Here is a 24,656-nt window from a genome sequence, read left to right as displayed (position 1 = left end):
CCCCCTTTATTTGCGGTTTCTGTAAACATGATTAAACAGGGCGATGCGATATCTGCCGCCTGTTTCGTCGATGCGGTCGCCGATTTTTTGGGCGAGATCGTTGAGGCTCTGCTCCTTGTTGCTGACCATGCGCCGGGTGCGGTACTGGAACAGAGATCGCCAGCGGGCATTCTCGGGATGGTCGTTTATGGTTTCGGCCATATGGGTGAATTCGATCAGATCATAGAGATATGCCGTGGAAAAATTATATGTATCGGCCAGTTCCGCGACAGTTTCGGTCGTTTCGCGGATCCGGGGCCAATCTTGCCACGGGACGGTCTGGTCAAAGATGGAAAAGGCGTCTTTTTCTCTATTTTCCTTGTTCTTTTTGGCTTTCTCCAGCTGTTCTTCGGCGCCCGCGGTCAGCAACCGCAACGGCGTGCCGGCTTTGTAAATGCCGTAACCGGCCGAAAAATGGATGTAGGGATTTTCGGCCACATATCGGTGAAAATCGTCGCGCATCCGCGCGGCGAAGCGCTGCAGGCTGTACCAGGGGCCAATCATGTAGAAATCATCGCCGCCAGCGAAGACGGTGTATATATTCTGGAACGCCGGCTCCTTTTGACACAGCCAGGGAAGATAAAGGGCGAAGAAATTATTGACCTGTCGGGAGAGTGACGCCCATTTGGCGAAATTATTAGTATTTTCCTGGAACATTCGCCCCAGATTGTCAATGTCGCCCTTGAGCACCCCGAGGCCGGAAATACCCGAAATTTTTCCATTCTCATCCATATTTTGATCATCCCGGGACAGATGTTCAAAAGTTTTGATCTCGCCCTGTTCGGCTTTATCTAGGTCGTCGTAACGATCGTCTTGCGTTGGATCATTTTTGTGCAGCGGGACATAGGCGTTGATGTTGCGGCGGCTGTAGCCATCCCAGACGTTACCGGAAGCGGGATCCGGCAGGGAAATGTCAAAGGCCCGGCGCAGGACGCCGCTTTCGGCAAGCCGGCCGAATTTTCCGGTTTCATCCTCATTTCGGGTCAGGACAATGGTATAACCGAAAATTTCTGTTTTGAGTTTTCCTGGGCTGTCCCATATTTTGTCAGAGCTGTTAAAGATCAGGAGCCGGGAATATTTTTCCTTGGCCAGCAGCTCGCCGATCCGGATCTGATCCTGGGCAAGCCGGCTAACCTTTTGTCCGTCTTCGACCTCCTGGGCCGGCAGACGGCTGTCATAAGCGCAAGGGCCTATGGGATATTCCGCCTGGCGGAGAGGGGCGGGCGCATCCGCGGCGCATAGGCTGAACCTCTGGAATTTGGCCTTTTCCAGGGCGTCAAACAGGCTCTTTTTAAGGGAATCAAATTTCTTTTCGGTGAAATCCCGGGGCGAGGCGCTACAGGTGGCCAACCCAATACCGGCCAGCCCCAGCGTATGATCCAGAAACCATTGATCGAATTCCGCCTGCAATGTGTTCAGGACATTTTTCGTCCGCGTTGTATTAGGGGCGACAATCAGAAACTTTCCGGCCGCATTGATGATCTGCGACGTCGGCGGCAGATCCAGGCTGTCCAGCACATTGAGAGCCGCGCATTCGCACAGCAGGGAGACAAAAAAGGATCGACCGCGTAGTAGCTTGACGATCTTGCTGTCGGTGTGGGTTTCGCTATTGAAAATAAAATCCTGAATGCCGAAGAAATCGCCCTGGATCAGCAGAAATTTCTTGCTTTCCCAATCCTCCTTCACGGCTTCCGCTGTGGTTTGTCCCGTTTCCTCATGATAGCGCCACAGCGCCGTCGCCAACGCCGCCGTGGTCTTGGAATGATCATAAAGCGAGACATCGGGCCTGATGTTGAATGCCGTGGCCGAGGGAACGGCGTGACTATAGGTCAGCCACAGGCTGTCAAAATGATCCAGCCACAAGGGCCAGTTTCGGCGATGGGAGGGGGGGATTTTCTTCAGATCCTGTAGCAGACCCCGCCATAATTGTTCATATTCCTTAGCGGCGTCTTCCCGGCTGCGCTCTGCCTTTTTTATGTTTATGGGAAAAATGGAGGCGGGGGAGAGCGGGCGAAGGGGATAGAACCAATCGTCCTTCGTTTTGGTGTCCTCCTTTTGGACGTCTTCCTTGCCCACTATGGCGAAGATCGTCCGCAACTGCGCCGTAATATAATCCTCCCGATCACGACTTTGATTGTATTTATCGAACTCTTCCCGTTCAAAACCGGAGGCAATTCGATCGGCCACGGCAATGCACCATTGCAGGAAGGTTCCTGGCCGGTGATGCATGGCGGCGGCGTTGGCCAGGCAATCGGTGATGTCTTCTCCCGGGGCGGTGCGGGACGCAAAGGGGCTCGTATCCCCCTTCAGGATATCCGGAAGACTTTCTTCCAGCTCATCAAGAGACAGGGCCGTACAGGCGGCGTGAATATGGGAATGATACTGGCCCTTGTCCTGATAGGGACAATAGAGGGTTTTACTAGCGTCGAATCGTTCGTGCCGGTCATACACCCTGGCCCGTTGTGTGATTTTCCCCAGATCATGCAACAGAGCGCTTAAGGCGAGGCGACAGGTTTGGCCATACATAATGATATCCCCAATTTTGTGTATTCGTCACAATCGTGCAACTTAGAATATTGGATACCTAATTCGGTAGGTTTTGTCCATACTGCCAATATTGGCATAAGACTGTTTTGAAAATTTTCAATATTATAATATTTAGATGCATAAACAGGATGTTTACCGAAAACAGACAAAAGAATAGCGGCAGTATATTTTATGCTTTTATGTCTTCTGCTGAGCCATGCATTTTCAGTCAAAAGTTGTACTGAGGCAAGATGAAGTTAACATTTTATAATAAGCGATTTTGACATGACCGACATAGCAAGACCAAACCACTCACTGTTGGGTATGCACAAACAGCAAACAAAAGACACCTGCCAGGTCGGAAGATGCGACTGGTAGCGAGACTAGAGCGGGTCCGGGGGAAGTGTGATGGTTGTGCTTTTTTCTTCAGGTAAGCAGGGCCTTTAGGTAAACAGGGCCCTTAACGTGTCATCGGATTCTGGATGAATGACAAGATCACGCAGCGTGTATTGGTCCAGCGTTTCAATAAAGGCCCGGAGGGCGTGTTTCAACGGAGCCTGGAGTCCGCAATCGGCTGAAATCAAACATTTGTTCTTGCTAATGTCAAAACATTCCACCAGATGAAAATTATCTTCTGTGGCGCGCACAACCTGACCCAGATTAATTTTCTCAGGCACAGAGGCCAGTTTTAAGCCGCCGTTCCGGCCCCGGACCGGGGTAATAAACCCTGCTTCCGCCAGAGTATGGGCCACTTTCATCATATGGTTGCGGGATATATTGTAACGGCGGGCGATTTCTTCAATCGTATGAAGCCTGTGAGGCTCAACGGCCAGAAGCATGAGAAGCCGAAGGGCATAGTCTGTATGATACGTCAGACGCATTCGGGAATCCTGTAATATTCGATAAGAAGTATATAATATGCTATTTATTTTTATCTGACAAGTTGCCCGCGAGGCTCTTCAGACATCCAGGGGGAGGCCGCAAGGGGAGTATATGGAAAAGGGACCCTTTCCGTTGTCGCCGGAAAAGGGCCCCTCCTTTGTATTTAGCCTTATATTCAGCTTTTGTACTCAGTTTTCTGACAGATCCTGACGGTCAGTGGCGCGTTTCCAGAGCAGGAAGACGGCCGGGATTACCAGCAGGGTCAGGAGAGTTGCGCTGACCATGCCGCCGACCATCGGCGCAGCGATGCGACGCATCACCTCGGACCCCGTCCCGCTGCCCAGCATGATTGGCAGCAGACCCGCGATGATCACCGCCACAGTCATCATGATTGGCCGGACCCGCATCAGGGCGCCGTCGATGATTGCTTCATGCAGGTCCCGAAGCCCGAGGGGGCGATTTTCGGACCGGGCGAGGGCCTTTCTGGCGTCCCAAGCCTGATTGAGATAGACCATCATCAGAACCCCGATTTCAATGGCGATGCCGGCGAGGGCAATGAAGCCGACCCCGACCGCGACGGACATGTTGTAGTCCAGAAGATACAAAAGCCACAGCCCGCCCACCAGAGATAGGGGCAGGGTGCCCATAATGATCAGCACGGCAGTCAGATTCTTGAAATTAAAGAACAGCAGCAACAGAATAATCAGGATCGTCACCGGGATCACCAGGCTGAGTTTTTCCGCCGCCCGTTCCATATATTCATACTGGCCCGACCAGGAAATGGAATATCCTGGCGGCAGCTCAACCTGATCACGCACGGCCTGCTGGGCCTCTTTCACATAAGAGCCCAGATCCACATCGTCGATATTGACATAAATCCAGCCATTCAGCCGCGCATTTTCGCTCTTGATGGCCCCCGGCCCGTCGGAAATATTAATCGAGGCCAGGGCGCTTAGCGGCAGGCGCGCGCCCGAGGGCGTCACCACCGGCAGGCTGCGCAGCTTTTCCAGGCTGTCCCGATAGTCCTGCGGATAGCGCAGATTGACCGGATAGCGCTCCAGCCCCTCCACACTTTCAGTGACGACCATGCCGCCAATGGCCGTGCGCACCACATCCTGTACATCCGCGATATTGAGCCCGTAGCGGGCGGCGGCAAGGCGGTCGATGTCGATATCAATAAAACGCCCCCCCGTCACCCGTTCGGCATAGACGCTAGAGGTTCCTGGAACTTTTTTAAGGACGCGTTCGATCTTTTCCCCGATCTCTGAGATGACTTTAAGATCCGGGCCGGCAACCTTGACGCCCACAGGAGTTTTGATACCGGTGGCCAGCATGTCGATACGGTTCTTGATCGGCATGATCCAGACATTGGTCAGACTGGGAAATTGCACCAGCTGATCCAGTTCCTTTTTCAGCTTGTCCATGGTCATACCATCCCGCCATTGGTCCCGTGGTTTCAGGCGAATGGTGGTTTCCACCATGGTCAGGGGGGCAGGGTCCGTGGCGCTGTCCGCGCGGCCGGCCTTGCCATAGACGGTTTCCACCTCGGGCACCGTCTTGATCAGCTTGTTGGTCTGTTGCAACACCTCGGCCATTTTCCCGGCAGAGATGGCGGGAAAGGCGCTCGGCATATACAACAGATCTCCTTCGTCCAGGTCCGGCATGAATTCGCTGCCCAGCCGTTGCAGCGGAAAGGCCATGCTGATCATGGCGACCAGCGCAAAGGCCAGCATGGCGCGCGGATGTTTCAGGACCAGGCCAATAAACGGGCGATACAGGGCGATAAGCCCCCGGTTGATGGGGTTTTTATGTTCCGGGATGATATTCTTGCCGCGGATGAAATAGCCCATCAGCACGGGCACCAGGGTGATGGAGATGCCCGAGGCCGCCGCCATGGCGAAAGTTTTGGTGAAGGCGAGCGGATGAAACATTCGCCCTTCCTGCGCTTCGAGCGCAAAAATCGGCACGAAACTGAGAGTAATGATCAACAGCGAGAAAAACAGCGGCGGCCCCACTTCGATAGCGGATCGGGAGACGATCTCCCATCGATTTTCCGGGGTCACGGGCGTTTTCTCGATATGTTTGTGGAAATTCTCGATCATCACAATGGTGGCGTCCACCATGGCGCCAATGGCGATGGCGATGCCGCCCAGCGACATGATATTGGCGTTGATCCCCTGGCTTTCCATGATGATAAAGGAGATCAGAACACCCAGCGGCAGGCTGAGCACCACCACCAGGGCGGAGCGGAAGTGAAACAGGAACAGCCCACAAACCAGCGCCACAATGGCGAATTCCTCCAGCAGTTTTTCATTAAGGTTGGCCACGGCGCGTTTGATCAGGGCGGATCGGTCATAGGTTTCGACAATCTCCACGCCGTCGGGCAGGCTGGCTTTCAGATTGTCCAGCTTTGCCTTGACGCGCTCAATGGTGGAGAGCGCATTCTCGCCATACCGCATGATGACCACACCACCTACGGCCTCGCCTTCGCCGTTAAGCTCGCCAATGCCGCGCCTGAGTTCCGGGCCGAGCCGCACCTCGGCCACCTGGGACAAAGTGATCGGCGTGCCGTTCTCAGTATACCCCAGAGGAATGTTTTTCAGATCCTCCTGTGTCTGGATATACCCCGAGGCCCGGACCATATATTCTGCTTCTGCCATTTCCAGGACCCGGCCCCCGGTTTCCTGGTTGCCGCGCTGGATGGCCTGGCGCACCCGGCTTAAGGGCAGGTTGAAAGCTCGCAGCTTTTCAGGATCGACAATGACCTGATACTGTTTAACCATGCCGCCGATTGTGGCAATCTCGGATACACCTTCCACGGTCTGAAGTTCATATTTCAGGAACCAGTCCTGAAGGCTTCTGAGCTGGGACAGGTCATGTTTTCCGGTTTTGTCCACCAAGGCATACTGATAGACCCAGCCCACACCCGTGGCATCGGGGCCCAGCGCCGAACGGGCCTCGGCTGGCAGGGTCGGGGCGACCTGACTCAGATATTCAAGAACCCTTGAGCGCGCCCAATAAGGGTCTGTACCATCCTTGAAAATGATGTAGACATAGGAATCGTTGAAAAAGGAATAACCACGCACCGTGACCGCCCCCGGAACCGCCAGCATGGCCGTGGTCAGTGGATAAGTCACCTGATCCTCCACCACCTGCGGCGCCTGCCCGGGGTATGTGGTTTTAATAATGACCTGAACATCCGACAGATCCGGAATGGCGTCAAGCGGAGTCTTGAGCAGGGACATGATGCCCCATCCGCCCAAGATCAGGGAAAAAACAATCACCAGAAAACGGTTCTGAAGCGACCAGTTGATAATGGCATTAATCATGGTCCATCCCCTTTCCCGGTTCCATTTCCGTTGCCGTTGCCGTTCCCGCAGCGGGGTCATGGGACATTTCAGAATGATCTGAATGGCCAGAATGATCTGAATGGCCAGAATGATCCATCTGGCTGTGGTCGCCGCCCTCATGGGAAGCCGGATCATGGGAAGCCGGGTCATGGGACAGTGTTGAATGATCTATCGCATGATCCGTTGCTTCGGTGCTGTTGCCGGTTTCCGTATGCAAACGCATCAGGCCGACGCTCATGCTGGCTTCGGAATCCAGCAGGAACTGGGCAGACGTGACGATGGTTTCGCCTTCATGCAGGCCGGACAGGATTTCGATGCGGTCTCCCGCCTCAAGGCCGGAAACAACCTGGGCCGGCCGGAACTTTCCTTCTCCCAGAGCAAGGATGACCCGTTCAGAACTGCCGGTTCTGATCAAAGCTTCCCGCGGGATATGTAGCGCGTTTTCCCGAGAGCGCCCCTTGATCCGAACTTTGCTGTACATATTGGGTTTCAGAAAAAGATCGGGATTTTCAAACCGCAACCGCAGTTTCACAGTCCGGCTAACGGGATCGACGACCGGATACACATAATCGACAACCCCCTGCCAGGTTTTTTCGGGTTTCCCGGCAATGGTCATTTCAGCGGCCTGTCCCTGGGCGACCCAGGCGATATGATTTTCGAAAATTTCCGCCATGACCCAGACCGAGGAAAGGTCGGCCAGCTTGAGGACAGTATCGCCGGGTTTCACAAACATCCCCTCGCGAACATTCAGCGTGAGAATGACGCCGTCCTGCGGGGCCAGGATATCCGTCAGACTTTCGACCTGTCGTTTTTTTCTGAGTGTGCGGATTTGTTTGTCTCTCATGCCGAGGGCTTTCAGGCGATCCTCCGAGGCTTTGATGAGGGAGGCGTTGTTACGCTTTACAGCCTGAAGATATTCGGTTTGGGCCGTGACGAGTTGCGGGGAATAGATTTTGAATAAGGGGTCGCCTTTTTTGACCCATTCATTTTCAGTCTTCACATAAAGTTTTTCGATCCAACCTTCCGTCCGCACGTCAATAAGGCTGATCTTGTCATCATCCGGTGTGACATACCCCACGGTATGAACAGGGTGATACAGGGTCGATCTTTCGACTTTGGCAGTACGCACGCCAAGATTGTTGACGACGGCAGGATTGATTTTAAGGGCCGGTTCTTCTGCACTCTCCGCCGCGGCGTCATCCGCATAGACCGGGATCAGATCCATGCCCATGGGAGATTTCCCGGGTTTGTCGGAGCGGTAATTGGCATCCATCGGGGCGACCCAGTATAGGATTTCCCTTTTTTGTCCGGTTTCGGTAGGGGCGGAATCGGCTGAGGGCAGATGCGCAAAACCGTAGCCCAGCGCCGCCCCTGTTAATAAAACGGTCCCCAATATGACAAGCTGTTTTTTATTCATTGTATTCTCCTTCCAGGAACAAGAGGCGGGACTGAGCCTGAAGATAGTTTGTTTGCAGACGAATGAGGGTCAGTTCCGCATCGAGCACGGCAAGACGGGAGCGGATCAGTTCCGGAAAATCGGCGACCCTGTTGCGATAGGCGTCGAGAGAGGCCAGACTGGTTTCGTCCGCACGGTTAATGACCACTTTTTTATAAAGCTTGATCCGGTCTTCCAGACCCTTCCAGTCCGAATAGGTCCGCTCCAGGAATTTATAAAGTTCCAGAAGTTTCTCGTCTCGGCTGAGGCGGGCAGCATGTCGCTTGAGTTTTGCCGCGGACAGAGCCTTGTCCTGTCGGTTGGCGGTAAACAGCGGCACATCCATAGTGACGCCCAGAGAGGCAAAATCGGACCGTTCGTTGCCCCGGAAACCATATCCCGCACGCACCGTCCAGCCGGGTTTATATTGTTCCTCGGCAATATTGATGGCTTTTGTCCGGGCGGTGATGATGGCGTCATCCACCTTCACGGCGGGGTGCTGGGTGAGTTTGTCCCTGATCACTTCCTTTTCCGAAGGGAACAGCAGAACCGGCAGGTGATCCGCCAGTGGCAAAGAGGCGGCCTCCCCCCCGATCAGGCGGGCGAGGTCGGCTTTGGTCATGTCGATTTGCCGATCCACGTCGATCAACCGGTCATCCAGGATGCTGAGTTCCAGTTCGGCCCTGAGCAAGTCCTGGCTGGTCTGGCGGCCTGTGACATAGACACTTTCGATTACCGCGATGAGTTCCTTGATTTCTTCACGGCTTTTTTCGACTTGTTCGCGAGCCTTACGCCAATAATACAGCTCCAGCCAGGCCTGCCGGACATCAAGAATGATGTTCCGGGTCTGCAGATTGTATTTTTCATATTCTGCGCGGGCTTCGGCTTCCCGTTTTTCACGATTATAGGACAGGGTCTTGCCCCGGGGCACGGATTGCTGAATGCCGATCTTGACCTGCGTCATGGGCTCCTGGGTATAACTGAAACTGTCCACGGGCCAGTTGGCCATATCCAGGCTAAGTTTCGGATCCGGGAGCTGGCTTTCGGCAATGGCCTGTTCAGCAAGCGCATCCCCCTGCTGTTTGAATCGGGTTGCGGACGGGTCATTGGCCTTGAGCGCTAGAGCTACAGCCCGGTCCATCGTTAATGTTTCCTCTGCGGTGGCGACGGTGGCTATTCCGGACAGAAAGCCCCATGCCGCAAGCAGAAGCGGAAGGGTTCTAATCATATGTTTTCCTCCATAAGGGAATGGAATTTTTTGCGGCCTGATCAGTTCAGGTCGCAGGAGTTACGAAACACGTAACAAAGAAAGTGCGGGCCGAATTAGGCCTTGGGTGGAGGAGAAATGAAGTCGGAAATATATGCCGTCGGATCATCCATATCAGGACGATGCGGCGCAGATGGCGTGGCAAAGGTGCGGACCGTACTGTCCGGCAGGGGAAGCGCCGCATGAAGGGCGATGCAAAACGTCATGCAGGCATCATAACAGGCCAAATCGGCGGACATGGGGACAACCGTCGGCTCGCCTAGGGAGGCGGAAGGGGTTCCCTCTGTCAGATCACAGCAGAGTTCAGACATTGAAGCCGTTGGCGATGAGGGATGTTGAGCCTGATGATTTTGGCCCTGGTGACCCTGAACATGATGATCCTGAACATGATGATCTTGGCCACAGGCCATGTGATCCATGGCCATAGCCGCATGGGCCGTTGCTGGCACAGACGACGCCAGTTGTCCAAGAACCACAGCGACAATGAGAAAAAGAAGGCTTTTTCCCTGCTGCCGGATCATATGTCGTACCCTCGTAAACATATAGGGATATTTGGGCGATTAGCTGGACGTCGTCAAGCAGCAAATGCTCTCAGGCAAAAAAAACTGCTTTTTCAGTATTTTTATAAGGGATGGGGATTATTTTTTCGTATTAATAAAGCCAGTTTAAAATGTCATGAGAGTATTTTGTTGTAATAATACATAAAATACAGTGACTTAGTCGTTTTTCCAGAAACTGGCCTCAAAACCGGTTTTTTTGTAAGTCATAACATGTTTTGCGACTCGGAACGCAAAACCAACCCGCAATATTTTAAAGACCGGGAGTATTGAAAAACTGAGACCGTATTCAGGGAGAGAGTTGAGTGGGTAAGTTTGTAGGTGTGATGATTTTGCTGGGGGCGCTGGCGGCTGTTTATGCCGTATGGAATAAAAACGAAACACAGGGGATATCGTCCCGACAACAGGTTGTTATCCCGGCGTTTTCTGCTGCGGCGCAAAAAGGTCTGGAGCTTTTCAATAAAAACTGCGCCCAATGTCATGGGGTCAATGCGTTGGGCACCGAACAGGGCCCTCCCTTGTTGCATGACATCTATAATCCGGGCCATCATTCGGATATGGCTTTTTACCGGGCAGTGCAGAGCGGTGTGCCCCAGCATCACTGGCGGTTTGGCAATATGTTGCCGCAGCGGCATGTCAGCCGGAAGCAAACAGAGCTTATTATTGCCTATATTCGTGAATTGCAGCGGGCCAACGGCATTAAATATAAAAAACATCAGATGTGACCTGACTGGTATATACATTGTGATGTATCCTGCGTGTGACGGGGACGCGTATGGCCCGGGACCAAAGGGGCTGCTTCATTATAAAGGGTATTAAAATGGACAAAAAAATAGACGATCTTCTCAACAGTTATGCGAGAGTGAACTTTGAAAGTGATTTGGTTTCACTGGAAAAAGACGTGAACCTGCGGCTTCAGCACAGGGTTGCCGAAAGTCGTGGTTTGGCAGGCTGGCTGAAAGCCTGTTTCGGCGTGCCTTCCTATGTGGGGATTCCGGCGATGGCTCTGACGTTGTTTCTGGGGCTGTATATGGGGGCGGTGACGCAAAAGGCATCCCCCCTGTTTCCTCAGGACCAGTTGGGTCTTGAGGTGCTTACGGCGGATAATAACCTGTTGCCGTCAACCTTGCTGAATGTGTCCCAATGAGCAGAATTTTCAAGATTGTTGTATTTGCCTTTAACCTGTTCCTGATTGCGGGCGCAGGTTTTCTTCTGGCCGAAAGGTTTTTTCCGGCGCCACCCAGGGACAACCATGGTTCGCATCAGGCATTTCACGAGATTCTGAATCTGACGGAGGAACAGAAAAAAAAGCTGATCCCCATAGAAAAGGTCTTTGCTGAACAGAAAGCCTTTTACGAGCATCAGATCGCTCTGTCCAATATGAAACTTGCGGATGTGATGCGCGAGGAAAAGGCCTATACGCCAGAAGTTCAGGCCGCGGTCGATGACATTCATGAGGCGATGGGCGAACTTCAGAAAATTACCTTGAAACACATCTTTGAGATGCGCGCCCTGCTGGATGAAGAACAATCAGAAATCCTGGACGATTACGTGGCGGACGTTCTTTATGGCAGCCGGCATAAAAAATAAAGATTTGGATGATGAAACCCTGGCCCGGGAAATGAGGGCGGGCAGTCACGGGGCATTTGAGGAGATCATGCGCCGATATAAGGCGCGGTTATATGCCTTCATCTGCCGTTATGTGACAGATCGGGAAGAAGCCTACGACCTGCTGCAAGAAACCTTTGTCAGTATTTATGAAAAAATTCATCTTTATGATCCGTCGCGACGGTTTTCCACCTGGGCGTTTCAGATTGCCCTGAACAAATGCCGGGATTGGGGGCGAAAAAACACCTTGAGGCGGTTTATATCCTTTACCGCCTATACAGACACCGACGAAGCACATGATTTTCTGGAAAATGTTTCTTTCAAGGGGGCGGGCCCCGATAAAATTCTTGATGACAAAATGGAGCTTCAGAAACTGGCCCGTTCTGTGGCGCGGCTGCCGGATAAGCTGAAAACCCCCTTTATCCTGTGTGTGCTGCAGGACATGCCCCAGGAGGAATGCGCGCAGATCCTCGGCGTGACCACCAAAACCGTGGAAACCAGAATTTACCGTGCCCGCAAAAAACTCGTTTCCTGACCCCTGTCCGGTACAGAACAGTCTTTCTGTCGCTCGGCTGTTCTAGAGTGAATTGTGCACAATTCACTCTAAGGGATGACCGCTGTCGTCTCGTATCAGTACTGCTGAACAGCATTTTGTAAACGAGACCCTGAATACAACTAGTTTCACAGGAGATGAAATCGTGAAAATCATGACAAAAACATTAATCATTGCGGCCCTGTTGTCCCTGCCCGCAAGCGGGTATGCTGCTTCCGGGCCTAAAGAGCATCAGCATGACCAGATGGTGAGCGGACAGTCTGCCGACATGATGCAGATGATGAAGGAAATGAAAAACATGCACACCAAAATGGGGGATATGATGCAGAAGATGTCAGATCCCGGCCACAGGTCCGAAATGAAGAAAATGCATGATCAGATGGGCCAGATGATGGATAAAATGAAAAAGATGCATGGCGGTGCGGGGAAAGACGGGCATCATCAGAAAGGCGACAAGAAGCCTGAACATCGCCATCAGGGAAACGGGCATAATCATTAAGCTCGCTTGACCCGGCTTTTGTCTTGCTGCGGGACTGGTCAGTGGAACTGTTCACATCGTCCGGTCCCGATATTTATAAGGCCGTTTTCCGGCTTGTTTTTATTTTTCCATTTTCGTTTGATTTTTTGAGGGCAGCCCCGTTGCCATTCGTATCACCCCATAAGACGGAAGTTGAAATCCACACTCGTTTTTAAAGGAGGGGTCGATGGAATTTCTTGGCGATATTGCGTTTATGGTTGATGTGGCGGTGCTGGCGTCGGGATTGATCGTTTTGCATTTTGCGCAAAAGGAAAACAGTTCGCTCATGAAATGGGCGGCATGGGTCATGATCGTTACGGGGACGCTCGCGGCGATCTGTACGGGAGCCTACTGGGCCTATTACTATTTTGAAGGGGTCTATGACGTTCAGCATATGATGCCTCATCGCTGATCCGAACTTTCTCCGTCATCACATAATCGGGAACTGAAGACCACGGTTTTCAGAAAATTTGATCGCGAACGGGTGTCGCGGCGGCGGTCCCGTGCGTGCAGTTCTTAGTCACTTATGGAAGGAAAGCTCATGCATATACGAAAGAAAATACTGTATGCCCCCCTAATGACAACTTTGTTATTGGGGAGCGCTGCAATGGCCCAGGCACAGGAAGATCCTGCGGGCTATCAGCAAAAACTCATTGAGATTGAAAAAAAGCTTGATGAACTTGAGCAGTTGAAACAGGACCTTTTGCAGCTCAAGGATAACCTTGTCACAAAAGAACAAACCCTTTCCAAAAAGGAAAAGGAACTGGAAACCAGAATCCAGTCACAAAACCCGGTCTTGAGTAAATATGTGTCCAGAGAGGCCGAACCGGACACAAAATGGCATCTGGCCGGATATGCGGATGCCGGGTTTGAGGCGGTCTCCGGCGGCAAGAATGACAGTTTTGTCGCGGGTAAGTTCAATCCCGCTTTCCACTTTCAATACAAGGACTGGCTGATCTTTGAGGCGGAAATGGAGATTGAGACGAGCGGTGACGGCGAAACCGAAATTGCCCTGGAATATTCACAACTGGATTTTCTGCTGCATGACAATGTGACACTCGTTGTCGGCAAATATCTGAGCCCCATCGGCCAGTTCCAGGAACGGTTGCATCCGAGCTGGATTAACCGGTCCATGAATGCACCGGCCGGGTTCGGTCATGGCGGTGCGCAACCAACCAGTGATGTGGGCTTTCAGTTAAGAGGCGGCGTTCCCGCCAATGATTTCATCTTTACCTATTCTCTCGCCGTCGGTAACGGGCCGCGTTTTGGTCATGATGAGGATGAACTGGAATTGGAAGGGTTTGGCGAGGACAATGACGGCAACAAATCCATCGGGGGGCGTGTGGCCGTGGTACACAGCTCCTCTTTCGAGGTCGGATTCTCCTATCTGGATGCCGCGCTGAACGAAGAAGCCGGCATCGCGGCTGATGGTGATATTATCGCCGCTAAAAATGGCGACTATCGTTTGTGGGGCGTTGACGGGGCCTATGCCAAGGGCCCGTGGGATGTCCGTTTTGAATATCTGAACGCCAAGGTTGACCCCCGCGGTGAGAGCGCTGTTATAGAAGAAGACGGTCACGGGGCGCTGGAGAAAACCACCTGGGAAAGTTGGTATGCGCAAGTGGCCTATCGCCTGTCGGACGTTTCCGATAACCCGATCATAGGGAAATTTGAGCCTGTGTTTCGATATGGAGAATTCCGGGTCAAAATTGACGATGCGCTACTCGACAATTCTGAAAAGAGGTGGAATGTCGGTCTCAATTACTGGCTTGCCCCTACCATTGCTGTGAAGACAGGGATCGAACGGCGTAATTTCATTCTGGCCGAGCGTCCGGATGAGACCCGATACAAACTTCAATTTGCTTATGGCTTCTAAGGCCGGGAAAGGAGCAGATCATGACTATTCCCAAAACACTTGTGTCAGTGTGTTTCATTACACTGTTTTCCACCATAGCCGTGGCGGAGGCCGCGGAGAAAAGTGATCCGTTACGTCTCGCCAGAGGTGCCAAAGCCTGGGCTCAGAATTGTGGGCGTTGCCACAATATCCGCGCCCCGAAGGAATTGTCTGATGAGGAATGGGAGGTTTCTGCGACGCATATGCGGGTGCGGGCCAACCTTCCGGGAGATATGGTCCGGGACATCATCCTGTTTCTTCAGTCCAGCAATAACGTCAAAGGAGAACAGAAATGATGACGGTCTTGCCGTTTCAAAAGACAGGGGTCGTCGTTTTCCTGGGGGGCATGTTACTTGTTGGTAATTCTGTTGCCGCCGGTCTGGATCTTCAGAATGGGGCCGAGGTTTATGGCGAAACCTGTGTCGCTTGTCATGGGGAAAACGGAAAAGGTGAAATCCCCGGTGTGCCCGATTTTACCTCGAAGGATGGGCCTCTTTCCAAATCGGATGAGATTTTGATCCGGAATGTGACCAATGGGTTTATCAGTCCAGGGGCTGTGATGGAAATGCCGGCCCTGGGCGGTAATCCGGACCTGACGCAGCAGGATGTCAAAGATGTGATTGCCTATCTGAGAAAGACCTTCCAGAAATAGGAAAAACTATTTGATGTTCCGCATCTCAGGCGGTCCCCCTGTCGGGGAGACCGCCTTTTTTTGGGGAAGGGAATAATGGCGAATTCACCGGAGAAAACGGCGCATTTCGATCCAAGGGATAAACCGGTTTTTTCCGTATTACCTGTTGGGCTTAAGAAAAATAAGGGAGTACGCTTATGGAAATCATACCGAACTGGCATCCGGTCTTTGTACATTTCACCATCGCGTTATATAGTGTTGCTACGCTTTTGTTTCTGATTGGCCGGTTTTTTCCGTCAAAAATATGGGCGGAAAAGATAACGATAGCCGCATATATCAATTTGTGGACAGCGGGGTTGATCACGTTTGTCACTGTGGCGGCAGGATATTATGCCTATAATACCGTGGCTCATGATGGCCCATCGCATCTGGCGATGACGGATCACCGGAACTGGGGCCTTACCACCGCGGTTGTTTTCTGGGGGCTGGTGCTCTGGTCAGTGGTGCTGTATCGCGATAAAAAGGTGCATGACCTGTTTTTGGTCGCGCTGGTGGTAGCGACGGGTCTTTTGAGCGTGACGGGGTATAAAGGGGGTGAAGTGGTGTATCGCCACGGCATTGGAGTCATGTCCCTGCCGGAAAGCGGGGGAGAAGGTCATGATCATCACCATGGAGAGGCCGGCGAAAATCATGAACATCCCGTCACCCCTGCACAGGAGCGTGAACATGACGATTCCCACCAGGATGGGGATCATAGTCATTGAGTTTGCGAGTTTGCGAGTTTGCGCCCTGAAGTGAGCTGTGAGGAGATTGATACGAATCCCAGGAGGTTGCCTTGGATAGGAAAAAAGAAGTTCATCGCCGTAACTTTTTATATGTGGCCTCAGGCGTCTTTGCTGCGACCGGCAGTGTGATATCGCTTTGGCCTTTAATTGACAGCATGAATCCGTCGGCTGATGTTCTGGCCCTCTCGACTGTCGAGGTGGATCTGTCTCCTATCGAAGTCGGACAGGCCATCACGGTGAAATGGCGGGGGCGGCCGGTCTTCATTCGCCGCCGGACGCCTGAAGAAATTGCCCATGCCCGTGCCGTAGATATTTCAGAATTAAGGGATCCGGAGACGGACGTACAAAGGATCAAGCCGGGATACGACGAATGGCTGGTGATGATCGGGGTTTGTACCCATTTGGGATGTATTCCGCTGGGGCAGAAACCCGGCGATCCAAAAGGCGAATATGGGGGATGGTTCTGTCCTTGTCACGGATCACATTATGACATGTCAGGCCGGATCCGGAAAGGACCCGCCCCCCGTAATCTGGATATTCCCCCGTACGCATTTCTGACGGACAGCTATATCCGTATCGGATAGGGTTTCGCCTTCAGAAGTTGAGCATTCTCAACCTCGGGAGATGCGGGAACCGGTATGGCCCCGATTTGCTTCCAGCTGCCGGTCAATGATGGTGATGTGGAGTTTCTTCCTCCCTAGTCCCAGAAGTTTGTTGGGAGGTTTTTTGAGAAGTTTTCTGGAGGAAATATCGTTCTCCAGCGAATATTGCCACCAGTATTCCAAGTGCCATGAAAAAGATCAGGCTGTCCGTTTCGGCCTTGATCTTCAGAAAAGCAATCAGGACCAGAAGGTCGAGGATAATGGCGGCTACGAGAATAAAGGGATTGGCCGCAACGTCGCGGCGTAGATGTCGTAATACGCCCCAATGAATAGCCATGTCCATAATCAGATAGAATATGGCGCCCAGGGCTGCAATCCGGCTAAGGTCGAAAAAGATGGTCAGCAGCATGGCCAGAACAATGGTATAGACAAGTAGGTGATGCTGCAGGCGGCCGCCCATGCCAAAATGACGATGGGGGATCATTTTCATTTCAGTTAGCATGGTCAGCATGCGTGAGACTGCAAAAACACTGGCAATGACGCCAGATGCAGTGGCGATAATGGCTAGGGCCACGGTAAACCACAGGCCATAGTTCCCCAAGGCGGGGCGGGCGGCTTCCGCCAGGGCGAAGTCTTTGGCCGCAATAATTTCGGGCAATGACAGGTTGGCGCCGATGGCTAGCGCTACAAGCAGATAAATGATCGCACATATGATGATGGAAATAATAATTGCCCGTCCGATGTTCCGGTGAGGGTCGATAACTTCTGAACCACTGTTGGTAATGGTGGTAAACCCCTTATAGGCCAGGATGGCCAACGCCAGCGCGGCCAGAAAACCTTCCCATGATCCGCCTGTTTCGGGCATGGGGGCCGGTTTAATAAAGCTATCTGCAATCCAGAGGCCGGCAATGGCAAAGACCAGTATGCCGACAATTTTAAGAAATGCCATGAGGAAGGAGAATATGCCGACAGAACGGTTGCCGGAAATATTGATCACATAAGCAAAGGCAAGCAGGCCGACCCCGAGGACGGGAACCAGAAAGCTGCTCTGGTCGATAGTGAACAGCTGTAGGGTATAGGTTCCGAAAGTACGCGCCACCAGGCTTTCATTAATGATCATGGAGAAGGCCATGAGCAGGGCGCAAGCTCCCGTCATGGTGCCCCGCCCATAGGCTTTTTTCAGATACATGGCGATGCCGCCAGCCGAAGGATAGGCCCTTGAGAGTTTAATATAAGAATAGGCGCTGAACGCCGCCAGGATCGCGGCAACGATAAAAGCCAGAGGGAAGAGGCTGCCGGCCAATTCTGCTACTTGCCCGGTGAGGGCAAAAATGCCTGCCCCGATCATTACACCGGTGCCCATGGAGACGGCACCGGTTAATGTTATGCTGTTTTCTTTATAGTCGCTTTTCATGCCGCAATTCCCCGTCTTTTTTAGGTTTCTGTCTTTTTTAGGTCATAGAGTCATCTGGGAGTCATCTGGACCTTCATTGCGACATGATACGGAAAAAGTCAGGATATCCCTTGCAACTATTATATACCAAAGTCGTCAAAGGCGATTTTTTCCTCTTTTATGCCCAGATCCCGCAACATCTTTCTTGTTGCCGCCAGCATAGCCGGTGGTCCGCACAGGTAAAATTCAATGTTGCCCAAATCAGGGTGAGACGACAGATAGTTTTTCAGGACAATTTCATGAATGTTTCCGGTCGCTCCCTGCCAGTTGTCAGTTTCAAGGGGCGCTGAAAGGCCCACATGAAACTCCATATTATCGTGCTGTGCCGCCAGATTCTCAAACTCTTCCTGATAAAGAATGTCGGCGGCATTTCGTGCCCCGTACCAGAAACTGATCTTGCGGGACGTTTTCTGATACAGAAGCTGATCCCGGATGATGGCGCGCAGTGGGGCCATTCCGGCTCCGCCACCGATAAAAACCATTTCATGATCGCTGTTACGCGCCGCAAAGTCACCGAAGGGACCCGAAAGGCGGACGATATCCCCGGCTTTGAGGGCGCACATATAGCTTGACCCGAGCCCTGCCGGGATTCCTGGGACATTTTCGGGGGCGGGCATGTATCGGACATTGAAAACAATTTCTCCTGGATGGTCCATACAGGATGTGGCCATGGAATAAGCCCGTTGCAGGGGGGGGCCGTCTGGTGTTGGAATATCCACCAACATATAACTGCCGGCGCGGTATGAAAAATCATCCGCCGTTTTCAGTTTGAGCCTGATTTCCCGGATTGTCGGGCTTAGGGGGCGGTTGGACGCCACTTCCGCGGTATAGGATTTGGACTCAAAAGCGTCTTTCGGTACGATAACGCTGAGATCCTCCATCAGACGGTGCTGACAGGACAGCCTGTATCCCTCGTCCAGTTCCCGGCGGGAAAAATGGTGCCGGTCCGGGGTCAGCGCCGGGGGCGGCGTTTCCGTGAATTTCACCCGGCACAGGCCACAGCTGCCACCGCCGCCGCAGCTGGAAGGCAGGCTGATACCCGCATAAGCCAGACTGTCATAAACAGACAGGCCGAAAGGAGTGGTTATGTTGGTTTTATGCCCGCCGTCGCTGTCATAGATGGTGAGGCTTCGGCGGGAGGTGCCGGGGGTCAGTCTGGCGAGAGCGGCTCTGAACTCTGCTTTACTGAATGACTGGAACAGCAGGATCACGCCAGTGATGGACAACCACAGACCAAAAAAGGCGACGGTAATGATCCAGAAGCTGTTGAAGTTATCTTGCCGGGTATAATCCATCATGTGGAGCATCCAGAAAACGTCAAAAACCCGCCAGACATCATTGCGTCGGGCAATAACATCTCCTGTTTCGGCAGAAATATACAATGTGGTGTCCCTGGAATCGTCATAGGTTACCTTCCATGCCGGGCCTGTATGACGCCGGGTTTCATGGGTGGGCATCTGTACAAATTCAGCAGCCACAATCGGTGCTGTACCGGCATAATCCCGATCGGCCAGGGTCCGGCCCAGCGTTTCGCCGATCGTTATCCGTTTGCCTGTGCGGGCGTCATAAAGATGGATACCGTTTTGATTCCGGATTTCATAAACCAGACGCTGATCCAGGCGACGCAGGGCAAATGTCTCAACATGGGTCGGGGAGGCAATGGTGGAAATTTCCCTGATCTCTGCGGGGGTGATATCGGACAGAAGGGGAGTGGCGGTATGGTGTTCAGCCCTATCATGGCCTTGTACCGTATCATGCGGCAGGATTCCCATGACCAGGCCACTGATGGCCCAGATGCTCACCTGCAGGCCGATAATCAATCCCAGCCATTTATGGAGGGAGCGGAACAGATTGCCGGATCCGGCGACAGGGGCTGAAGCCTCTTCTGTTCCGGTCAACTGGGAGGGGGTGCGTGTTTTTCGGTGATTGAAGCTATAAAATAACAGCCATAGCCCCGAAAGGGTCGCGAAAGAGACCACCGTAGCAGAAAATCGCAATAGCCAGTTGTTCACATCCGAGCGGTTTTCATAATCCATGATATGAAACATCCAGAGAAAATCGAAAGCCCGCCAGAAATCATGGCGTTTGGTCACGAGTTCTCCGGTGATTGGAGAAAGATATAGTGTCGGCGAGGCCGGGTCGTCGAAATTCACCTGCCATAGGGGCAGGGGCCGGGACTGGATTTCCGAAGGCGGATTGTCCGTCAGCAGTCTGACGGAACGGATCGGGCCGGGGCCGGCATATAGGTTCTGGGCAATTTTTTCTATGGTCTGCCGGGGCAGCGGCGAAAGTACAGCGCCGCTTTGGGCATCAATCAGATGCGCGCCTTCGGGGGTGCTGACTTCATAAACCGGCTGCTCCAGAAGACTGCCGGTTTCGATGTGGGTGGCTGTCGGGTAGGTAGAGAGAACCTCCTTGATGTCCACGACATAAGCGGTCCCGTCCGGGCGGGAGGAGGGCTCAGGCCGGATTAAATGATCGCCGTGGATATAGTCGATGGAAATGCTGACCATGTAAAAGCCGCTTACGGCCCACAAGACCATTTGCAGCCCGATGAGAAGAAACAGCCACTTATGAAGTTTCCGCGAAATAAAGGAGGCCCTCATTATAAAATTACCCTGAAATATGTTTGTTCCAAAAAGCGTTCTCAGAATGACGGGCTGCGGCTTTGCCTATGAGTGCCGCAGCCCGATTTAGGATTATTCCATCCGGAACGTTAACCGGATATATCCGCGACGGCCCGCCAGATCATAGGTCATGGTGTCGGTGTTACCGTCGGTCCAGCTGGCGACCCGCGGCGCTTTTTTGTTCCACAGGTTGTCAATGCCCAACGCCAGTTGCAGGCTGTCCGTAATCATATAGGTTCCTTGGATATTATGATAGGTCACAGCGTCCATATGCGAACCGATGCCTTCGGTGACAAAAAAGTCATCTCCTTCACCGATATACTGGACCGAATAGGTGGCCGACCAATGGTCCGCAGCCGTCGTGAAGTTGACATTGCCCCGCCATTTGGGGTAGCCGCCAAAGCCCGCGCCAATAAAGCCGTCCAGCACAAACGGTTCGGCGCCGTCAAAGGCAATCCTTTCATAAGTGTCCAGGTAACTGACCTGCACGTCCAGGCTGTTGTTGAGCTCCATGGCCTCAAAATTATAGACCATGCCGAAATCAACCCCTTTGAGGCGTTCGGTCCCGGCGTTGGTTTTCTGGGCTGAGAGGAAATCAACCACTCCGGTCACCGGGTTGCGGCGATGATGCTCAGGGCCGCAGAACTCATGGGACAGATTATCCGAATTATAACATTCGGCCAGTTTCACTGAGCCGGACGGTTCAGTTATGGCGTCCGTGATCTTGATGTCAAAATAATCCACCGTGATGGACAGTCCTTCGATGAACGGCGGCTGCCAGACGGCCCCGATAGTGATGGAGCGGGCATTTTCAGGGTCTAGGTTGGGATTGCCCCCCCGATCCGTGAGAATCGTGTTGCCAAGCTGGGTGTATCCTACGGGGACCCCCATGGCCTGACAGTTTTTGTAAATGTTGGAATTGGGGTCAAGATTGCTCCAGCCGCTGCACGGATCCGTGGTGGTTAGATTGCCCTCAGAGACGCCACCGAACAGTTCCGGCACATTGGGGATCCGGAAGGCGGTGGCGTAGGTGCCGCGCAGTTTGAACTGATCAATGATCTGCCAGTTGACACCGACTTTATAGTTGGTGTCCGCGTCAAACCGGTCGTAGTCTGAATAACGGACGGCAAAATCGACGGTCAGCTCTTTTGCAAAAGGCGCGTTATTGAGCAGAGGCACGCTGAGTTCCGCATAAGCCTCTTTTGCTTTGGTCTTGCCGGAAATGGGCTCTTCCGCATTGGAATTGGCAATACCCAGAACTTTCAGGGCGTCCGGATTACGCCAGCCCTTATCCTCCCGGTATTCAACCCCGGTCGCGAAACCAACACTGCCGGCCGGCAGGGTGAATAGTTCACCTGAAATATTGGCGGTAAAGCTCAGTTGTTCGTTGCCGCCGGTATCGGTCATGTCAAAAGGCAGATAATCGAGAACCTCGTCGCTGACATTGCCGACCCCCAGATAATTGCCACAGGGAATGCCGCCTGTGCCGCAAATATCCGGGTCAATGGTTTCGTTGAACCGGTCCAGGTTGACCACATTGGTGATCGTATCGGTGCCGGTGTTGCGGCCCCAGTTAAACGCCGCGTCCCACGCCCAGTTGTCGGCCAAAGTGCCATCAAATCCCGCGACAACGCGGAAGGTGTTGACTTCCTGCAGGAAGATGCGCTCTCCCAGCTCCACCAGACGCCGGCGTTCCACAAGAAGATCTTCCCCCGTGGGGTTGGTGGGATGATCTGCGGCGATGTTGAAATTTGTTATTGTGTTGGGGGAGGCCGGCTGAGTCGAGCGGCGGTTGGTGAACATCAATTCTCCGAACAGCCTGACGTCATCGGTCAGATCAAGATGGCCGAAGGTGCTGAAGGAGAGCCGTTTGATCGGGTTTACGGCATTGAAATTGACGTTGTAGTTATAGCTGTGGAGGGCGGGATCATAGGGCGCCCAGCTGGTCGGCCCGGGGTCATTGTTGAAGTTGATGCGCACCAGGTCGCCATTGTCGTCAACATAGACGGCACGCCCGCCAGCGGTGCTGGAACTGCCACTGCATTCTGTGAGGCTGTCGGCAGCCAGCGGACAGGGCACCCGGTCTGCTAGCGGCGAGGGTTTGTTGTCCTGATAGCTGACGCTGGCGACCAAATTACCGCGATCATTGGAAACCCCCCAGGTCAGGTCTGCGAGATATTCCTCGCCGTCGCCCTTTTCGGTGATGCCGAATTTGGCGCTGGCCTCCAGGCCGTTAAAGTCACTGTCGGTAATAATGTTGACCACCCCGGCCACGGCATCGGCGCCGTAGATGGCCGAGGCTCCGTCTTTTAGCACTTCGATCTGTCTGACGATGGACATGGGGATCATGGACAGGTCAACAGAACTGTTGGCGCCGGTGCCGCCGTTCACAATGCGCCGGCCGTTGAGCAGCACAAGCGTACGGTTGATGCCGAGACCGCGCAGGTTCACCTGGGGCGTGCCCCAGCCATTGGAGACCCAGTAGGCGGCCGTCTGATTGCCACCAAACCCGGCCGAGGCCGGCAGGCGTTGCAGCAGGGTTTCCATATTGGTGATGCCGGTGCTTTTAATCATTTCCTGCGACAAAACCGTCACGGGGCCAACGCCCGTCAGATCCTTGCGCTTGATGCGGCTGCCGGTTACCACAACCTCATCCATGGCCATCGCTTCAGAAGCCTCCGCGTCAGCGGCGGCTTCGTCGGCATGGGCAACGACTGCCCCTATCATCAGGCTGCTAAGTGATGTGGCGAGAAGAAGATGTTTTTTTAATGTGTGAGTCATTGGAATTCCTCCTCAGATTTTAGCTCAAATTTTTTGGGTTGGATTTGTGTTTTGTGTCGTCTCATCTCATCGGGCAGGCCGCTCCCCTTACCCCGTCAGGTTTCATGTGTTCGGGGCACAGTTCCCCGACCAGAGTTTTCTGCCCTGAATTTTCTCCTGAATTTTCTGGCCAGAGTTTTTGCCAGAGTTTTTGCCTGAGTTTTCTGGTTAGAGTTTCTCGGGCGAAACAACCGCCAGAAAGGGTTTGGCAAATTTGTGTTAGGGAGGGGCTCCGTCGTCCTGAAGGCTGCCTTAGATGCCGAAACCTGTCAGGTTAACGAAGCAACGTTTGCGGGAAACGCCCGAAACTTCTTAGATCCGAAGGCGGGATGTCTGCAGATAGATGTCTTGGGATTTGATCGGAATATGAACCCGAGGCCACAGAAGAAATAGGGATTTGACTTTCTGGGGCTGTGGCAAAATAGCGGGTTTAATGTCTTGGGTGATGGCTTTTTCGGTATGGAAAACTTCTGTTTTGACTTGCATGGTGAGGGGGGTGGCCTCACAAGGCATCATCACCTGATAGTCGCAGCAGTCCCCTTTTCCCGGGGCCTCTTTTGAGGGCTGGTCCGGTTCTGGTGAAATTCCGGTCGTGGCCTGAAGGGGATCGCAGGCATGGTTATCGCCGGTTTCTGTCTTGTGGTCGGTTATGTCCCGGGCAACTGTTTTGTGTGAGGGCATATCGGCCATCATCGCACAAGCATTTGCAATATTGGCAAATAGCAGTGCGCAGAAGATGAGTGCGCCAAACACAATTTTGAACAGTTTCTGCGTCATGGTTATAGCCGGGTCATCGTTATTGCCGGGGTCTTGCTACACAGGGATGCCGTTACATGTATGGGGGCTGATTTGGCCCTTTTGTTGGGTACCGGACCCTGTGAATTGGCAGATATAGTTCCATGAATTTATGCAAAGTCAAATACTTTTTAAAAATCTCTTCTTTGGCGATACAGATAAAGATATCTTAAAATATGTGAATGTTAGTGATAATATCTATGAAATAGCCAATGTTATCTATATTTATCTTGTTATATGGTTGTATAGACATGTCATATATATTTAAAAAAATTCATGAATTTTTTTCTTTTTAACCGGAAAGAAGCCAATATT

The 24,656-nt window shown here is 52.8% G+C and carries 22 protein-coding genes; 12 read left to right on the top strand and 10 right to left on the bottom strand.

What is annotated here, in order from left to right; genetic code table 11:
* Positions 1 to 6: 6 nt before the first annotated feature.
* The 6 genes from cas10 to FE788_RS09150 form a co-directional block, all read right to left on the bottom strand.
* Positions 7 to 2,565, bottom strand: coding sequence for a type III-A CRISPR-associated protein Cas10/Csm1 (cas10, locus tag FE788_RS09175; protein ID WP_138380355.1), 2,559 nt, complete (start codon positions 2,563 to 2,565; stop codon positions 7 to 9).
* Positions 2,566 to 3,008: 443 nt separating this feature from the next.
* Positions 3,009 to 3,446 (bottom strand): RrF2 family transcriptional regulator, encoded by a 438-nt coding sequence (locus FE788_RS09170; protein ID WP_138380354.1) that lies wholly within the window; start codon positions 3,444 to 3,446, stop codon positions 3,009 to 3,011.
* A gap of 189 nt (positions 3,447 to 3,635) precedes the next feature.
* Positions 3,636 to 6,776 carry an efflux RND transporter permease subunit gene (locus tag FE788_RS09165; RefSeq protein WP_138381349.1) on the bottom strand — a complete coding sequence of 1,047 codons (3,141 nt, stop codon included), beginning with the start codon at positions 6,774 to 6,776 and terminating at the stop codon, positions 3,636 to 3,638.
* The gene (locus tag FE788_RS09160) at positions 6,769 to 8,214 is read right to left on the bottom strand and encodes an efflux RND transporter periplasmic adaptor subunit (protein WP_138380353.1); all 1,446 of its coding nucleotides are present in this window, start codon (positions 8,212 to 8,214) and stop codon (positions 6,769 to 6,771) included. The genes FE788_RS09165 and FE788_RS09160 overlap by 8 nt, the downstream gene beginning before the upstream one ends.
* Positions 8,207 to 9,460 carry a TolC family protein gene (locus tag FE788_RS09155; protein ID WP_138380352.1) on the bottom strand — a complete coding sequence of 418 codons (1,254 nt, stop codon included), beginning with the start codon at positions 9,458 to 9,460 and terminating at the stop codon, positions 8,207 to 8,209. The genes FE788_RS09160 and FE788_RS09155 overlap by 8 nt, the downstream gene beginning before the upstream one ends.
* A 95-nt stretch (positions 9,461 to 9,555) precedes the next feature.
* On the bottom strand, positions 9,556 to 9,738 hold the full coding sequence (locus FE788_RS09150) for a hypothetical protein (RefSeq protein WP_138380351.1): 183 nt from the start codon (positions 9,736 to 9,738) through the stop codon (positions 9,556 to 9,558).
* Between the two features lie 105 nt (positions 9,739 to 9,843).
* Between FE788_RS09150 and FE788_RS09145 the strand changes: the two genes are divergently transcribed.
* From FE788_RS09145 to petA, 12 genes are all read left to right on the top strand, one after another.
* A complete protein-coding gene (locus tag FE788_RS09145) occupies positions 9,844 to 10,194 on the top strand; it encodes a hypothetical protein (RefSeq protein WP_210413853.1) in 351 nt (116 codons plus the stop codon).
* Positions 10,195 to 10,361: 167 nt separating this feature from the next.
* Positions 10,362 to 10,781, top strand: coding sequence for a c-type cytochrome (locus tag FE788_RS09140; RefSeq protein ID WP_210413851.1), 420 nt, complete (start codon positions 10,362 to 10,364; stop codon positions 10,779 to 10,781).
* A gap of 95 nt (positions 10,782 to 10,876) precedes the next feature.
* The gene (locus FE788_RS09135; RefSeq protein ID WP_138380349.1) at positions 10,877 to 11,203 is read left to right on the top strand and encodes a hypothetical protein; all 327 of its coding nucleotides are present in this window, start codon (positions 10,877 to 10,879) and stop codon (positions 11,201 to 11,203) included.
* Positions 11,200 to 11,646: a Spy/CpxP family protein refolding chaperone gene (locus tag FE788_RS09130; protein WP_138380348.1), complete on the top strand. Its 447-nt coding sequence runs from the start codon at positions 11,200 to 11,202 to the stop codon at positions 11,644 to 11,646. The genes FE788_RS09135 and FE788_RS09130 overlap by 4 nt, the downstream gene beginning before the upstream one ends.
* The gene (locus FE788_RS09125) at positions 11,624 to 12,199 is read left to right on the top strand and encodes an RNA polymerase sigma factor (RefSeq protein WP_168190352.1); all 576 of its coding nucleotides are present in this window, start codon (positions 11,624 to 11,626) and stop codon (positions 12,197 to 12,199) included. The genes FE788_RS09130 and FE788_RS09125 overlap by 23 nt, the downstream gene beginning before the upstream one ends.
* A 172-nt stretch (positions 12,200 to 12,371) precedes the next feature.
* Positions 12,372 to 12,716, top strand: a complete 345-nt coding sequence (locus FE788_RS09120) for a DUF4175 domain-containing protein (protein ID WP_138380346.1) — start codon at positions 12,372 to 12,374, stop codon at positions 12,714 to 12,716.
* A gap of 205 nt (positions 12,717 to 12,921) precedes the next feature.
* On the top strand, positions 12,922 to 13,146 hold the full coding sequence (locus tag FE788_RS09115; RefSeq protein WP_138380345.1) for a hypothetical protein: 225 nt from the start codon (positions 12,922 to 12,924) through the stop codon (positions 13,144 to 13,146).
* Positions 13,147 to 13,341: 195 nt separating this feature from the next.
* Entirely contained in the window at positions 13,342 to 14,610 is a 1,269-nt protein-coding gene (locus FE788_RS09110) for a porin (protein WP_168190351.1), read from the top strand.
* Between the two features lie 20 nt (positions 14,611 to 14,630).
* Positions 14,631 to 14,924 (top strand): cytochrome c, encoded by a 294-nt coding sequence (locus tag FE788_RS09105; RefSeq protein ID WP_138380343.1) that lies wholly within the window; start codon positions 14,631 to 14,633, stop codon positions 14,922 to 14,924.
* Positions 14,921 to 15,280 (top strand): c-type cytochrome, encoded by a 360-nt coding sequence (locus FE788_RS09100; protein WP_210413849.1) that lies wholly within the window; start codon positions 14,921 to 14,923, stop codon positions 15,278 to 15,280. The genes FE788_RS09105 and FE788_RS09100 overlap by 4 nt, the downstream gene beginning before the upstream one ends.
* Positions 15,281 to 15,456: 176 nt before the next feature.
* The gene (locus tag FE788_RS09095; RefSeq protein ID WP_138380342.1) at positions 15,457 to 16,023 is read left to right on the top strand and encodes a DUF2231 domain-containing protein; all 567 of its coding nucleotides are present in this window, start codon (positions 15,457 to 15,459) and stop codon (positions 16,021 to 16,023) included.
* A 71-nt stretch (positions 16,024 to 16,094) separates the two neighbouring features.
* The gene (petA, locus tag FE788_RS09090; protein WP_138380341.1) at positions 16,095 to 16,628 is read left to right on the top strand and encodes a ubiquinol-cytochrome c reductase iron-sulfur subunit; all 534 of its coding nucleotides are present in this window, start codon (positions 16,095 to 16,097) and stop codon (positions 16,626 to 16,628) included.
* An 82-nt stretch (positions 16,629 to 16,710) separates the two neighbouring features.
* On the opposite strand, the gene FE788_RS09085 is transcribed toward petA, so the two are convergent.
* The 4 genes from FE788_RS09085 to FE788_RS09070 form a co-directional block, all read right to left on the bottom strand.
* Entirely contained in the window at positions 16,711 to 18,060 is a 1,350-nt protein-coding gene (locus FE788_RS09085) for an APC family permease (RefSeq protein WP_138380340.1), read from the bottom strand.
* Between the two features lie 119 nt (positions 18,061 to 18,179).
* Entirely contained in the window at positions 18,180 to 20,705 is a 2,526-nt protein-coding gene (locus FE788_RS09080) for a PepSY domain-containing protein (protein WP_138380339.1), read from the bottom strand.
* A gap of 93 nt (positions 20,706 to 20,798) precedes the next feature.
* Positions 20,799 to 23,507 carry a TonB-dependent receptor gene (locus FE788_RS09075; protein ID WP_138380338.1) on the bottom strand — a complete coding sequence of 903 codons (2,709 nt, stop codon included), beginning with the start codon at positions 23,505 to 23,507 and terminating at the stop codon, positions 20,799 to 20,801.
* A 351-nt stretch (positions 23,508 to 23,858) separates the two neighbouring features.
* A complete protein-coding gene (locus tag FE788_RS09070) occupies positions 23,859 to 24,323 on the bottom strand; it encodes a hypothetical protein (protein ID WP_138380337.1) in 465 nt (154 codons plus the stop codon).
* Between the last annotated feature and the right edge of the window lie 333 nt (positions 24,324 to 24,656).

The sequence above is a fragment of the Luteithermobacter gelatinilyticus genome (assembly GCF_005849285.1).
GTDB classification, from domain to species: domain Bacteria; phylum Pseudomonadota; class Alphaproteobacteria; order Sphingomonadales; family Emcibacteraceae; genus Luteithermobacter; species Luteithermobacter gelatinilyticus.
The sequence above is the reverse complement of the archived record's forward strand: the minus strand, read 5'-3'. Positions and strand labels throughout refer to the sequence as shown.

Bases quoted from the DNA above. Each gene is read 5' to 3' on its own strand.
- FE788_RS09085 (WP_138380340.1), bottom strand. From the start codon at position 18,060: ATGAAAAGCGACTATAAAGAAAACAGCATAACATTAACCGGTGCCGTC.
- FE788_RS09115 (WP_138380345.1), top strand. From the start codon at position 12,922: ATGGAATTTCTTGGCGATATTGCGTTTATGGTTGATGTGGCGGTGCTG.
- FE788_RS09130 (WP_138380348.1), top strand. From the start codon at position 11,200: ATGAGCAGAATTTTCAAGATTGTTGTATTTGCCTTTAACCTGTTCCTG.
- FE788_RS09095 (WP_138380342.1), top strand. From the start codon at position 15,457: ATGGAAATCATACCGAACTGGCATCCGGTCTTTGTACATTTCACCATC.
- FE788_RS09135 (WP_138380349.1), top strand. From the start codon at position 10,877: ATGGACAAAAAAATAGACGATCTTCTCAACAGTTATGCGAGAGTGAAC.
- FE788_RS09165 (WP_138381349.1), bottom strand. From the start codon at position 6,776: ATGATTAATGCCATTATCAACTGGTCGCTTCAGAACCGTTTTCTGGTG.
- FE788_RS09070 (WP_138380337.1), bottom strand. From the start codon at position 24,323: ATGACGCAGAAACTGTTCAAAATTGTGTTTGGCGCACTCATCTTCTGC.
- FE788_RS09110 (WP_168190351.1), top strand. From the start codon at position 13,342: ATGGCCCAGGCACAGGAAGATCCTGCGGGCTATCAGCAAAAACTCATT.
- FE788_RS09160 (WP_138380353.1), bottom strand. From the start codon at position 8,214: ATGAATAAAAAACAGCTTGTCATATTGGGGACCGTTTTATTAACAGGG.
- FE788_RS09170 (WP_138380354.1), bottom strand. From the start codon at position 3,446: ATGCGTCTGACGTATCATACAGACTATGCCCTTCGGCTTCTCATGCTT.
- FE788_RS09120 (WP_138380346.1), top strand. From the start codon at position 12,372: ATGACAAAAACATTAATCATTGCGGCCCTGTTGTCCCTGCCCGCAAGC.
- FE788_RS09080 (WP_138380339.1), bottom strand. From the start codon at position 20,705: ATGAGGGCCTCCTTTATTTCGCGGAAACTTCATAAGTGGCTGTTTCTT.
- FE788_RS09100 (WP_210413849.1), top strand. From the start codon at position 14,921: ATGATGACGGTCTTGCCGTTTCAAAAGACAGGGGTCGTCGTTTTCCTG.
- FE788_RS09155 (WP_138380352.1), bottom strand. From the start codon at position 9,460: ATGATTAGAACCCTTCCGCTTCTGCTTGCGGCATGGGGCTTTCTGTCC.
- FE788_RS09105 (WP_138380343.1), top strand. From the start codon at position 14,631: ATGACTATTCCCAAAACACTTGTGTCAGTGTGTTTCATTACACTGTTT.
- FE788_RS09075 (WP_138380338.1), bottom strand. From the start codon at position 23,507: ATGACTCACACATTAAAAAAACATCTTCTTCTCGCCACATCACTTAGC.
- FE788_RS09145 (WP_210413853.1), top strand. From the start codon at position 9,844: ATGATTTTGGCCCTGGTGACCCTGAACATGATGATCCTGAACATGATG.
- FE788_RS09125 (WP_168190352.1), top strand. From the start codon at position 11,624: ATGGCAGCCGGCATAAAAAATAAAGATTTGGATGATGAAACCCTGGCC.
- cas10 (WP_138380355.1), bottom strand. From the start codon at position 2,565: ATGTATGGCCAAACCTGTCGCCTCGCCTTAAGCGCTCTGTTGCATGAT.
- FE788_RS09150 (WP_138380351.1), bottom strand. From the start codon at position 9,738: ATGTCCGCCGATTTGGCCTGTTATGATGCCTGCATGACGTTTTGCATC.